General features: G+C 64.4%; 6 protein-coding genes and 4 pseudogenes. 1 reads left to right on the top strand and 9 read right to left on the bottom strand.

Going from position 1 to position 12,803, the window contains the following annotated elements; all coding sequences use genetic code 11:
• Positions 1-43: 43 nt before the first annotated feature.
• The 3 genes and pseudogenes from OMP40_RS37220 to OMP40_RS37210 form a co-directional block, all read right to left on the bottom strand.
• A pseudogene (locus tag OMP40_RS37220) lies at positions 44-905 on the bottom strand (VOC family protein).
• Between the two features lie 456 nt (positions 906-1,361).
• A pseudogene (locus OMP40_RS37215) lies at positions 1,362-1,743 on the bottom strand (TetR-like C-terminal domain-containing protein).
• Between the two features lie 172 nt (positions 1,744-1,915).
• Positions 1,916-2,674, bottom strand: a complete 759-nt coding sequence (locus OMP40_RS37210) for an MBL fold metallo-hydrolase (RefSeq protein ID WP_277539122.1) — start codon at positions 2,672-2,674, stop codon at positions 1,916-1,918.
• A gap of 229 nt (positions 2,675-2,903) precedes the next feature.
• On the opposite strand from OMP40_RS37210, the pseudogene OMP40_RS37205 reads away from it, so the two are divergent.
• Positions 2,904-3,552: pseudogene (locus OMP40_RS37205) on the top strand (M15 family metallopeptidase).
• Between the two features lie 42 nt (positions 3,553-3,594).
• Here the strand turns inward: OMP40_RS37205 and OMP40_RS37200 are convergent.
• The 6 genes and pseudogenes from OMP40_RS37200 to OMP40_RS37175 all read right to left on the bottom strand — a co-directional run bounded on the left by OMP40_RS37200 (position 3,595) and on the right by OMP40_RS37175 (position 12,710).
• Positions 3,595-3,843, bottom strand: a complete 249-nt coding sequence (locus OMP40_RS37200) for a hypothetical protein (RefSeq protein ID WP_277539120.1) — start codon at positions 3,841-3,843, stop codon at positions 3,595-3,597.
• A gap of 175 nt (positions 3,844-4,018) precedes the next feature.
• Positions 4,019-4,492, bottom strand: a pseudogene (locus OMP40_RS37195) (Rossmann-fold NAD(P)-binding domain-containing protein); the annotation flags it as partial.
• Between the two features lie 169 nt (positions 4,493-4,661).
• On the bottom strand, positions 4,662-4,949 hold the full coding sequence (locus tag OMP40_RS37190; RefSeq protein ID WP_277539119.1) for a cysteine-rich CWC family protein: 288 nt from the start codon (positions 4,947-4,949) through the stop codon (positions 4,662-4,664).
• A 15-nt stretch (positions 4,950-4,964) separates the two neighbouring features.
• Positions 4,965-7,859: a phospholipid carrier-dependent glycosyltransferase gene (locus OMP40_RS37185; protein WP_277539117.1), complete on the bottom strand. Its 2,895-nt coding sequence runs from the start codon at positions 7,857-7,859 to the stop codon at positions 4,965-4,967.
• Positions 7,751-8,761, bottom strand: coding sequence for a hypothetical protein (locus OMP40_RS37180; RefSeq protein WP_277539115.1), 1,011 nt, complete (start codon positions 8,759-8,761; stop codon positions 7,751-7,753). The genes OMP40_RS37185 and OMP40_RS37180 overlap by 109 nt, the downstream gene beginning before the upstream one ends.
• Positions 8,762-8,981: 220 nt before the next feature.
• Positions 8,982-12,710 carry an S-layer homology domain-containing protein gene (locus OMP40_RS37175; RefSeq protein WP_277539113.1) on the bottom strand — a complete coding sequence of 1,243 codons (3,729 nt, stop codon included), beginning with the start codon at positions 12,708-12,710 and terminating at the stop codon, positions 8,982-8,984.
• Positions 12,711-12,803 lie beyond the last annotated feature (93 nt).

Raw genomic sequence — 12,803 nt, 5'->3', positions numbered from 1 at the left:
CCGGACGCCGGATTCGGCAGCCGAAGGCTTTTTAATAGGGAGATTAAACACGCACCGTCAGCAGCACGCGATTTGACGAAGGATCGGAGACGAGATAACCGTCCTCCGCCTGTTCCGACGGAATCCCCTGTTCGCCCAGCGCGTTCAGAATACGCGCAAGCTCCGCGGCGTCGGGCAGCCGGACCGTAAAGTAAATCAGCCCGGGCGCGTTCGCCGGGGGCGGCGGCGCGCCGACGCCCGCCCACGTATTGAGGCCGACATGGTGATGGTAGCCGCCCGCGGACACGAAGAGCGCCTGCCCGCCGTAGTTCGCGACGATATCGAAGCCGAGCGTGTCGACGTAGAACCGCTTCGCTTCCTGCAAATCCCTGACGTGCAAATGCACGTGCCCCATTACGGTGCCGGCCGGCAATCCGCTCCAGGGCTTGTCGCCCGCCAAAGCGAGCAGTCCTTCGATGTCGACCGGGTCCGTCGCCATCGCGACCTCTCCCGTCGGCGTATACGACCACGTCTCGCGAGGGCGATCGGCGTACACCTCGATGCCGTTGTCGTCGGGATCGCTCAGATAGATCGCCTCGCTGACCAGGTGATCCCCCCTGGCCGATCGGAACGCGGCGCTGCAGGAAGTTGCGCACCGCGAGCCCCAGCGCTTCGCGCGTCGGCACGAGGATCGCGAAGTGGTACAGCCCCGTGCGCCTGCGCGGCGCCGGAACCGCGCCTTCCGGCAACTGCTCGAGCTGCAGCAGCGCAGCAGCCCCTCCTGCGCCCATGCGGGCCGTATCGCCCTCGCGGGAGATGAGCTTGAGGCCGATGATTTCCTCATAGAACCGGATAGAACGGTCCAGCTCCGCAACCTTTAAGTGAACGGTGCCGAGATCGGTATCGGGATGGATGGAACGCGTCATAAGGACCGCCCTCTCTATCATTTATAGTAAATTACTTTTGGTAAGTTACACTTTATCCGATTCGGCACGCGCTGTCAAGGCATGGCAGTATCGGCCACCTCGCCTGCGTGACGTTTTAACGATATCCCCTTCGGTCAGGGAACCCGGCGTACGGGCTTTCGCTGCGTTTTAACGATATCCCCTTCGGTCAGGGAACCCGGCGTACGGACTTTCGCTGCGTTTTAACGATATCCCCTTGCGTCAGGGAACCTAGCGTACGGGTCTTCGCTGCGTTTTAACGATATCCCTTTGCGTCAGGGAAAGCTCCGCAAACCGGGAATACTGAGCAATAGGACGACAAACTCGCATTGACCGTCGCGCAATCGGCGCGAATGTCATCCCGCAAAAGTGAACATCCAAGTTTGTGCCGTGGGTCGGTTCCTTCGCTTCATGGTTCCCTGTTCGAAGGGGATACTGTTAAAATGGCTCCCGAAAGGATTGGATACCGGCGATAAACGCATCCACCAGCCGCTGAAAAGTCATGTCCAGATCGAGAGGCATCCCGAATCCGCCCTGGCGCTCGAGCGCGACAAAGCCGTGCAGAACGCTGCGGATGCCGCGCACGGCATGGATGGCGGCCTCCCCCGCGCAGGCCGTAATTCTCGATGACGCGAACGACAAGGCTGACGACCGCGGCCCCGGCTTCGTTCAGTTCGCGGTCTGCGGGATCCGGCGCGCGCTGCAACGCTTCGTACAAGCCCGGATGCCGGCGGGCGAAGTCAAGGTAGACGCGGCTGAAAGCGCGCAAGGCTTCGTCGCCGGCGGCTTCGGGCAAAACGGCCTCAAAGCAGGCCGCCATCTTGGCGAGACCCGACAGCGCCAGCTCCCGGCGCAAATCGGGCAAGCCGTTCACGTGATTGTACAGCGAAGGCGAACGGATCTTCAGCTTCTGCGCGAGGGATGCGAGCGTTACGGAATCAAGGCCTTGCTCGTCGGCCATCTCCGTGGCGGCCTGTAGCAGTGTGTTCCGATCAAGGCCGATTCGCGGTGACATGGCTGGCTCCTCCCTTGTCTTGAGACGCAAGACGGCGCTCCGCCTCGCTTACGGAGGCGTTCATCGCCCCGATCGGGTCCGCGATCATCCGGCCATGCCCGACCGCGAGAAGCGTCGGCTTCAGCCCGACGAGCCGCTTGGCCGAACGAATCGCCTCGGCTGCGCTCCAGGTCGCCATCGCGGGAAAAGGAAACAACGGCTGCATCTTTCCCGAGACGGCCATGCCGCCTTTTACCTGGAACGCGTCTCCCACGATCAATGCGCCCGTGCGCGTGTCCAGAAAGGACATTGAACCGGGCGTGTGGCCGGGCGTCGCTACCGCGAGCAACGAGCCAATGCGATCGCCGTCCGCAAGAAGCGTATCCGGCCGCGTACGTATGGCGCCCGGCTTCGGTACGCCGCCGCGGATCGGAGACGCAGGCTCGCCCGCATCCAGCGATTTGTCTCCGGCGAGCAGTCTGGCATCCCGCGCGGAAATGAGCACTTCGGCATCGGGCAGCGCCGACTTCAGACGGTCGAGCGCGCCGATATGGTCGCTATGCGCATGCGTCAGCAAGATGCGGCGAATCGGCTTGCCCATCCGGGCCGCCGCGTCGATAATCCCCTTGGCGCTGTAAGGGAGCGCTGCGTCGATCAAAGTCAGGCCATTCTTTTCCTCAACGAAGTACGCATTAACCGGAAAAAAGCGCGGCAAGAAGGATAGCTGATGCACGCTGGCGCGTGTCGTGATTTTCATGGTTTTTAACCTCCGTCTCAAAAACTAATCTTATTAGTTTTAATATAGCTAACCTCATTAGTTTTTGCAAGCCTGAATTTGCCGATCTTCTTCCTTCTTCTCTTTTTAATATCCGTAACTCATCGACTCCATATTCGTAATCTCAACGAATTTGCAACAGACAGGGACTACGAATCGTATTTCAGAGAATAATAGAGGTTATGATAGAGTTTGAAGGGAAGGAACAGATATGAACCTGGAATCCAACGGCGCGTCGCTGGCGAGAAGGCGTGCCGCTCCCGCCCGCCGTCGCGGAAGACTGCTGCTCGCCGTATGCGCGGCCGTCGCGCTGGTCGTCGCCGCGAATCTGCCGGCCGTCATATTGCTCCTGCCCGCCGGGCTCTGGCGCGACGTGCCTCCGGTCGTCGCCTTGCATCCGATCGTCGCCGAGAAAATGAAGACGCTGAAGGCCGAGGCCGCAGCGTTGGGCATCCGGATCGCGATCACGGACGGCTTTCGCAGCGGGACGGAACAGGACGCGCTCTATCGCAAAGGACGAAGCGCGCCGGGCGCCATCGTGACGAATGCCAAAGGCGGCCAATCTTATCATAACTACGGCTTGGCCATCGACTTCGCGATTCGGGGGGAAGAATGGCGACGTGCTCTGGGATACGTCGTACGACGGCAATCGCAACGGGAAGTCGGACTGGATGGAAGTCGTCGGAATCGCCAAACGTCTCGGCTTCTCCTGGGGCGGCGACTGGGAGAGCTTCCCGGATTATCCGCATCTGCAGATGGACTTCGGCCTGTCGATTCCGCAGCTGCAGCGCGGGCACCGTCCGCCCGAGGATCTCCGGGTCGCGGAAGAATGGGCGCGGCAAGCCGCCGAAAAGGCATAAAAAAAGGCTGTTCCGGCCATTCGCAGGCCGGACAGCCTTTTTTTATGCGTCCCGGTTTTGCCAGGCTTCGAGCAGCGCCGCCTCGCGATCGGGCGCCATGCCGGCGCGTCGCGTTGTTGCTGCCGGCCTCGTCGCATCCCAATCCGCCGTATCGCGGATCGTTTCTTCCATCGGGCGGCAAATAAGTCCGGCGGCGAAGGCTTTGCCCGCATCCGCCGACATCGTGTGCGCGAACGGCGCCGTCTCGCCTTGAGGCGGTATCCATAGCGGCAATTCGATCCACGGCCCCACGCCTCTTTTTTAGAAGAAAATCGTCGCTGATCCAGGTCAACCGCGCCTCCGGGTTCATCGTGCGAACGCAGGCGTCCAAAAAATGCCGCATGCCGATCGCGCCGGCCGGACCTGCTGCATTGTATACGCCGGCCGCCCTGGCTTCGGCTAAACGGACGATCCAGTCCGCGAGATCGCGGACGTCGATGAACTGGACGGGCGCGTCCGGATCGCCGGGCGCCAGCACTTCGCCGCCGAGCCGGATTCTGGACGGCCAGTACGTAAACCGGTCCGTCGGGTCGTCGGGTCCGACGATCAATCCCGGCCGCACGACGAGCAGCTTGCCCGGCAGCAGCGCTTCCAGCTCCGCCTCGCAGGCCGCTTTGAGCGCGCCGTAGTGACGCTGCACGTCCTCGCTGTCCGCTTCCGCCTCCGGCAGCCGCAGCCGCGGCCATGTCTCATTGACGCCCGGTCGGCTCAGGTCGGCATAAGCCGATTTGCTGGAAATGAAAAGATAACGATCGATCGACTCGCCGAGCAGGAGCGCCGACCGGCGCACGACGCGCGGCACATAGCCGGAGGTGTCCACGACAACATCCCACTCGCGTCCCGCGAGCGACGACAAGTCGCCGTCGCGGTCCCCGATCAGCGTCTCGATCCTGCCCGGCATATCGCCGGCCGCGCTGCGTCCCCGATGGAACACGGTCACCTCGTGTCCGGCCCGCAGCGCGGACAACGCGACATGCTTGCCTAAAAATACGGTACCGCCCAAGATTAACAGCTTCGTGACGATCTCCTCCCTATCGCTTAGCGTCAGGAATGCGATCGGATACCGCGGTTCAGCCGCCGCCAGCCGCGCAAATCGGACAGATGCAGGCCGCGCCCCGCAGCTGCGGCGGCACGCCTGCAAGGACATCCTCGCCGATCGTCCTGCGCATGCACCAGCAGGACTCGGGCTGTCGGCCCGCCTCGATCGCGCAGCCGTTCGGCCCGCCGCACAGCGGGCAGCGGTCGCGGTTGGCGCGGTCTCCGCGGTCTCCGCGGTCTGCGCGGTCTGCGCGGTCTGCGCGGTCGGACGGCATCCCTTCCGCATTTCCGCGTTGGGCGTTCGTTTTTTCCGTCATCATCCGCTCTACTCCTTGTTAGCCGTTAAAAATCCAGGAATTGAACCAGCGGAGCGCGTGAACGACGTACGATTTGTCCACGGTCATGCCGGACAGAATCGGGTAGAACAGAACAAACAGCAGCAGCGTTGCGCCGAGATAACCGTAGACGTGGCCGCGCGTCAGCCGCCCGCGATCCCTGCCCTCCTTCAATACGTATACGATCAGGAGAATCACAAAGGGTACGCTCGCGAAAAAATGATAGATAAACGTCAAGCGGGACACGCCGACCCAAGGGAGGTACTCCGCGGCCAGACCGATCAGCAGGAAGACGAGCCGCGGGTCGCGCGCCCTGCCTTTGAAGAGCAGGACGATCGCGGCCGCGACGGCGGCGATGCCGATCCACCAGACGGCGGGATTGCCCATCGCCACGATGCTGGACACCTGATCCGCCGCGACGGCGCCCCCGTAATACCAGATCGGCTTGATCATCAGCGGCCACTCCCACCAGCTCGACGCGAACGGATGGTTCGCCACCAGATGCGCGTGGTAGTTGTACATGAATTTCTGATAAGTGAGCATGTCGTGGAAGCCATGCCCCGGGCCCGGCACGAGGAAAAACGGAATATAGCTCGCCGTATAGATCAGCGCGGGTACGACCAGAAAAAACGGCACGCACCACAGCACGGTGCGCAGCAGGAAAGCATGCTCCGCCCGGCGCCGCCACAGCGTGATCGCGAACAATACCGCAAGTCCGCCCCCCGCGTAAATATCGATCCATTTGCTCGCTGATCCGAGACCGAAAAACAGACCCGCCAGCGCAAGCGGCACGGCGACCCGGCGGAAGCTTTCTCCGGCCAGCGCCCGTTCGTAATACTTGTACATATACAGATACATCAGCAGGATGAAGAAAACGCCGTAGACGTCGACCGTCGCGATGCGCGTCTGCGTGAAGTGCATGAAGTCGAACGTCAGCAGGAACGCCGCCGCGAAGGCAAGCTCGGTGCGACCGAACATCCGCTTGGCGAGCAAATACATGAGCGGAATCATCGCGATGCCGAGCAGCGTGCCCATGATCCGCCAGCCGAACGGATTCATGCCGAACAGGGAGACGCCGAGCGCCATCAGCCCCTTGCCGAGCGGCGGGTGCGTCGTCTCGTAGGGCTCGATATGATGCAGGAACTCGTAAGCGGTGCGGCCGTGGTAGATCTCGTCGAAATACATGCTGTTGAGATAAGACGGCTTCTTCGGCACGTCGCCGGGCTCGTCGAGCAGCGCGGCGCCGCCTTCGCTCGTCTTGGCCGGCGCTAGGCTGCGGCCTTCTGCGTCCCGGAAGGACAGCTCGTACAGCGTCCAGCCCGGATTCGACGCCGAGACGCGCACGAACCGCTGGTTGATGGCGACCGGCTGTTCCTTCCATTGGAAGACGGAGCCGCCGTTCAGCGTGAACGACAAAGTGTTCGTCCAGCTGGCGCCGTCGGCGGATTGCGACAGCTCGATCGTGCTGTCCTCCGCGCGCCCTTCGTCGCGCGTGCCGCCGAACCAGATGACGGAGGCGATCGCCTGCGGCTCGCCGAAGTCGTACACGATGGCGCTGGCCGGCGCGGCCGGCGTCCAGCCGGATTCGGGCGCGCGCATCGAGCCGAGATTGACGAGCGCGATGATGGCGTAGACGAGCGTCAAGCCGACGACGAGCAGCCGGTCGAGCCGGGAGAATTTGGCGTCGGATGCCGGCACGGCGATCTCGAAGGCGGGTTTGGCAGGCCCGGATTTGGACGCCCCATTTTTGGATGGCGCCGTATAGGACGAGGCGCCGCCTTTGCCGCCTTTTGACGAAACGGCTGTTGCGGCCGGCGCGGCCTCCAGCGCCTTGCCCTTGTCCAGCGTCCAGCCGACGTAGACGGCGTAAGCCGAGATCGCCAGGTTGACGAGCGACAGGAAGCGGAAGAAGCCGTCCGTAGCCGACAGGTAATAGTTTTTGTCCAGTCCGAAGTAGAGCACGTAAGCCGCGTCCGCGAAATGCGTGAACGTGAGTCCAAGGAACATCCACAGCAAGCGGCGGTCTTTGAGCAAGATAAACGCGAGCAGCGCAAGCGCGACGGCCGGGTAGCCATAGCGCTCGTGCATGCTGGTCTTGAGGGCGAACACGAGCAGGAACGTCAAGTAAGCGAGATACGCCCAGCGCGGCGCGGCTTCAAGCTTGCGATGCCGCCAGGCCAGCCAGACGATGTAAGCGACGATGAGCACGATGGACAGATTGCTCCAGAACGCCATCGCGGCCGACACCTTGACACCGTTCAGGCCGAGCAGACCGTACAAATTGGCGGCGTTCAGCGTCGCGTACGGATAGCTGTCGAACATCGCCTTGTAGCGCTCGACGATCCAGTCGGGAGATTGATGGATGGAAAACGGCAGTACGAGCAGTACGAAGACGGCCGCGCCGTAGAGCAGCGATTCGCCCCAGGCTCTGAGGCTGCGCCGGACGGCCAGCGCCAGCAGCAGCACCGGAATGGCGACGATCGCCTGCGGCTTGATCAGCACCGCGACGACGACGGCGGCTGTCGCATAAGGGAGCCTGCCAGCCGCGATCGCCCACACGGCAAGAAGGATAAACAGCGCGAGGAACGAATCGATCTGGCCCCACACGACCGAATTGTGGAATACCATCGGGTTGAATAGATAAAGAGAAGCGATCGCAGCACCTGCCGCCGCGCCGAAGCGCGGACGCGCGAGGCGCAGCAGCACATACGAAGCCGCGAGGTCGGCCGCGATCGACGGCAGCTTGAGAAGCAGCGCCGAGCCGGCGGACGGATAGCCGATGTGCATCAGCTTCTGCAGCAGGCCGACGACGTACAGCACATAAATGTAGCCGGGGGGGATAATCCACGAAAATGTCGGACGTATAAAAGCCGTGAAGGCCTGCTTCGTAGGCATGATTCGCCCAAAAATAAAAGTCCAGGGCGTCGATCGGATGCCCTTGCATGATCGGCGCGCAAGCTGCGCGAATGAGCAAGGCGCCGGCAAAAAGCAGGAAGACGGCGGCATTGGCTGCGCGCGGCTTGCCGCCGACAGGCAGCGTCGCCTCTCCCATGCGGCGCAGGTAAGACACGAGGCCCCAGGCCAATGCGGCGTAGGCGGCGGCCAGCAAAAACATCATGGCCGTGTAGGTACCGTGCCCGCCTCCCGAAGCTCCGCCGCCGGATGCCGCTCCAGCGTATGCTTCTGGCCACAGCGGAATGATTACGGCGCCTGCCGGCGCTTCCGCCAGCTTTTCGAGCGAGATGTCGTCGAAGTCCGCCTTGCCGCTGTTCAGGCTGCCGGTAGCTGCCAAGGCGGGCCGCGACGGCGATGCTCGTCTGGTCCGCCCCCGTTTTACCGTACCATTCGACCTGTCGCCATTCGCCCTGGGTATCTCCCACGGCAGGGAAAGGAGCCGCGATGCCGAGTACGGACAGGTTGCCGCCGGTTCGATCGGCGAGTCCGCCCGCGACCCGGATCCAGCCGGACAGCTTGTAGATCGAATCGGCTTCCACCGCGATCGTCTGAATCCAGCGCGCATCGTTCTCGCTCGTACTGGAGACGCTCAAATAAGCTTGGCCGCTATGGCCGCCGTCCTGGCCGACGGTCAGCGTGCTGACCGCCGCGCCGTTCGCGTCAGCCGCGTATACGTCCTGCGTCCAGCCTTCGGGCTGTCCGCTCCCGCCCGCCGCGCGCTCGGCGCCGCCGTTGCGAATCAGCGACGCAGCCTCTTCCGCGTATGCGGCGGAGATCCCGCCTGCGCAGCCCAGCGCGCCGAGCAGCAGCGCCAGCATCCATACCCCTATCGTTCTCCTCATGCTTCCCCCCCGGCGACCTTTTCGTTCTCGCGCATGCGGCGCGGCGCCCGGACGGCCGCCGCGCCCTGGGAAGGCGCCGTCGTCCGCTAACCGGCAAAAATGCGCATCTCCGCTTCGGAGCGAAGACGCGCATTTTCGTTTTCAAATCGTATTGACGATGCGATTCAAGCTTTTGTTGCCGCTCGCCATGCATCGCATCGAAGGATGTCCGGCGCTGCCGTCAATCGGCTGCGTTCGACAGCCCCGCCGCCTGAAGCGTGCGGCTCAGCATCGCGGCGGCTTCCGCGCGGGTAGCCGACGCGCGCGGCGCGAAGCGGCCGTCCGGCAGCCCCTTCACGATGCCGAGCGAAGACGCGGCACGAACCGCGTCGGCCGACCAGGCATGAACGTCCGCCGCATCCGCGAACGCTGCGGCCGACTTCGCTTCCCCGTCCGCCGAGGCTGGCGCGCCGGCCAGCTTCAGCGCCTGCGCCGCCATGACCGCGATTTCTTCGCGGGTGACCGTCGCCTGCGGACGGAAACTGCCGTCCCCGAAGCCGCGGACAAGACCGTAGGCGGCCGCCGTGCGCACCTCTGCGGCATACCAGGCGCTGCCTTCTACGTCCTTGAAGCCGGTGTCGCCTCCGGGATCCCGGAGACCGAGCCCCCGGACGAGCAGCGCCGCGAATTCGGCCCGCGTGATGCTGCGCGCAGGTCCGAACGCATCGCCTCCGATGCCTTTGACGATAAGTTTCGACGCGAGCCGCTCGATTTCCTGCTTCGCCCAGTGATTCGACAGGTCCGCGAACGTCGCGACATGCGATACGACGGCGTATACGCTGTTGCCCGGACTGCGGATCGTGACGATCGTGCCGCCGTCCTCACCCGCCCGGAACAGCGCCGGCACGTAGACGAACGATCCCATGCCCGCTTCGCCCTGCCGGTAGACGACCGCCGTGACGCTCGCTTCGTCGAGCCGATCCGGCGTTCGGATCGTGCGATCGACATAGACGCCGCCAAAGTCGGCGATCGTCTCGATCTTCGCGCCGCTGCGGAGCGCGACGGCGAATTCGACCGGCGCCGCGACCAGGTCGAGCTTCTGACGCGCCGCCGCCTCACGGATCGGCGGCAGGGCCGAATCTTCGAGCGGCTTGATCTCGAAGATCCAGAGCGCCTTCGGATCCTGATCGTAGCCGCGATCCTTGATGAGCTTGGCGGCCAACGACAGCGGGAATCGGTACGTCGCGCCGCCGTTCGCGATCGTGAGAACCGCATTCGGCCGGCCGGCAGCCGCCGTGAGCAGCGCCTGCGCGGTAAACGGCGCGGTGCCGTCGGCCGACGCGTTCACCGCGATCGCGTCGCCCGCCGACGCCTTCAGCTTGGCGTCGTTGGCGGAAGCCGCAGCGTCGATGGCGCTGCCGGCAGATCCGGCATTGCCGCCGCCGGTATCGACCGGCGGGTTTACGGCCTGCGCGGCCGCGACTTTAACCATGTACGTCCGCTCGGCTCCGCCGTAGGCGATGCGCAGGCGCGTCTCGCCAGTCGCGATGCCGCGCAGCACGCCCGCGGCATCCGCGGCCGCAATCGACGCCTGCTCCGTCGCGAACGTCGACTGCGCCGTGACGTCCTTGCCTGCGGCGTCGGTCACCTTGATCGCAAGCGTTGCGCCCGCGGTCAGGGCGAAGCCGTTCGGCGAGCCCCCCTCGGCGGTCGCCGCGAACGGTTTGGCCGCGGACGCGAAGCCCTCGTTAACCTCGCGAAGAGCGAAGCCTGCCGAGGCATTCGCGACGTCCGCGATTTTCGCGCCGCGAACGATGACGTTGTCGACCTCGGCCGCGCCCGTGACGGTCTGCGCCACCTGCACGCCGGCCGTGCCGGCGCCGTCGAGCACGAGATTTTGCAGGAGCAGCCTGCCGCCCGAGATTGCCTGGGTCCCGTTGATTACGACGCCCGCGAACGTGCTGTCCAGCGCCGTATTGTCGCGAACAACGATGTCTCCGGTCATGTTTTTCGTATCGGCGAACAGCCAGAATGCGCCCAGATTCGTCTGCAAGCCCGTATCGTAGCTGCCCGTGCGAATAAGCGTATTGCGCTCGACCACCGTCGTCCCCGCGAACGGCAGCGGATTGAACCGCGTGGACACCGTGATGCCGGAGCCGTTGGTGATCGTATCCATGGCCAAGTTATCCTGAATCCGGTTGTCCGTGCCGCCGAAGACGGCGATGTTGTTTGCCAGCCAAGGCAGGCTCACCGTGTTGAAGCGCGCCGTGTTATTGATGCTCGAGCGCCCGTCGGTCGACCACATCGCGATGCCGTCGTCGCCCGGATAGCGCACGTCGCTCTGCTCGAGCATGCTGTCCGTCGTGCCGACGCTGAAGTTGATGCCGTCCGCCATCAGATTGCGCATACGCAAGCCGACCATGTGCAGGCCGTGCGTATATTCCTCGCCGTCCTTCACCTTGGTAAGCCACAGCCCTGCCTTCGTGTGCTCGATCCAGACGTTGTGCAGCACGGAGCCCGGACCGAAGCCGCCGTGAAACGCATTGGTGATCGCCTCGTCGTCCCGCACGTTGATATCGCCGTCGATGAGCAGATCGTAGACGCCGATATCGTCGCCTTTGCCCACGAACTTGGCGCCCGTCAGCTGCGTATGCCACATGCCCGCGCCGCGGATCTGGATGCGATCCAGATCGAGCAAACCGTCCCGCAGCTCGTATTCGCCGGCGGGGAACCAAACGCCCTTGCCTTCGGCCTTCGCCGCTTCCATCGTACGCTTGAAGGCGGCGGTATCGTCGCTGCCGTCATCCGACGCCGCGCCGTAATCGTCCACGGACAGGAAGCCTTCGGGCATCGGCAGCGGAGCCGTCGCCTGCTCGAAGTCCGCCAGATCGATCGTGTAAAAAGGCGAGGTGCTTTCGGCATCCTTTTTTAGCGTGATCTTTGCGCCCGCAGGCACGTCGCCGATGAGCGCGTGCGTCTCGTCGAAAAAGCGGTGACCGCTGCCCTGCGTCGGATCGTTGGACCACGGATAGCTGCCGTATTCCCAGGCGTACTTGGACGTCAGCGTCAGCTTCTGCCTGAACTGGCCGTTAACGTACAGCCCCAGCGTCTCGGTAAGGCCCGCGCCGTCCGCGCTGTCGGGAATCGCGTAGCGCAGCACGATCGAATTGGCCGGACGCGCCAGCGTGAACGAGACATAGTCGCCGGTCTCGCTCAGCTTCACGGCCCGGCGGCCGGAGGCTTCGGAGGCCGGATCGTAGTAAGCGCGGGAGGCGCGCAGCAGCTCGCCGTTCGTCTCGGCGTCCTCCGCCTCGTAGGTCGCGTACGGCGTCGTCGCGCCGCGGTACGCCGGGGCGACGCTGTACTTCAGCGTGAGCGAATCGACGGCGAGTGCCGCTGCCTGCGCGGCGGCTCCTTCCGCCGGCCGGAGCGCGATCGTGTTCAAGCCCTGGCGCAGCGTCAGCCGCATCGCCGCCGTCGACCAGCCTGCGCCGGTCGGCGGGAGACTGAGCGTTGCGGCGGAAAGGCCATTGACGGCGACGGCGAGCGTCGATGGGACGGATGTGCCTTGATTCGCGTAGCGCACGACCGCGTCGTACTCTCCTGCGGCCTGCGCATTGACGGTGAAGGCCAGCTTGGCATGCGCTTCGTCCGGGCCGGCGGCGCCGTTTGTGCCGTCAGCGCCAGTTGCTGCGCTGACCGCGCCCGCACCCCATCCGGATGCATACCCGGTTCCCGCGTAGCCGGGCAGCTCTTGATGCGCGGCGACGCCGCCGCCCATAAACGCGTTTTCCGCCTCATAGACGACATCGCCCGGCACGCGCTCAAAAACCCAGCGTCCTTGCGCGGCGGCAGCGGCGTTGCCATATTCGACCGCGCCGTCGGCATGCAGGAGCAGTCCCGCGCGATCCGCGGCGCCGCGCAGCTCGAGCAGCCCCTGCGTCTCGACTACGTCCCACTGCGAGCTCATGCGGCCGCGCGCGCCTTCTGCCGCCGCGCTTGGCCGTCCCGTCTGGTCGAGCGCGAGCAGTCGGCCGCTCGCCCGGTTTCGGACCAGCTTGCG

Origin of the sequence: Cohnella rhizosphaerae (assembly GCF_029525575.1) — a bacterium.
GTDB classification, from domain to species: Bacteria; Bacillota; Bacilli; order Paenibacillales; family Paenibacillaceae; genus Cohnella; species Cohnella rhizosphaerae.
This window is presented reverse-complemented; position numbering and strand designations above follow the sequence as displayed.

Excerpts from the sequence above, each read along its gene's own strand:
- OMP40_RS37185 (WP_277539117.1), bottom strand. The coding sequence starts at position 7,859 with ATGCCTACGAAGCAGGCCTTCACGGCTTTTATACGTCCGACATTTTCG.
- OMP40_RS37180 (WP_277539115.1), bottom strand. The coding sequence starts at position 8,761 with ATGAGGAGAACGATAGGGGTATGGATGCTGGCGCTGCTGCTCGGCGCG.
- OMP40_RS37210 (WP_277539122.1), bottom strand. The coding sequence starts at position 2,674 with ATGAAAATCACGACACGCGCCAGCGTGCATCAGCTATCCTTCTTGCCG.
- OMP40_RS37175 (WP_277539113.1), bottom strand. The coding sequence starts at position 12,710 with ATGAGCTCGCAGTGGGACGTAGTCGAGACGCAGGGGCTGCTCGAGCTG.
- OMP40_RS37190 (WP_277539119.1), bottom strand. The coding sequence starts at position 4,949 with ATGATGACGGAAAAAACGAACGCCCAACGCGGAAATGCGGAAGGGATG.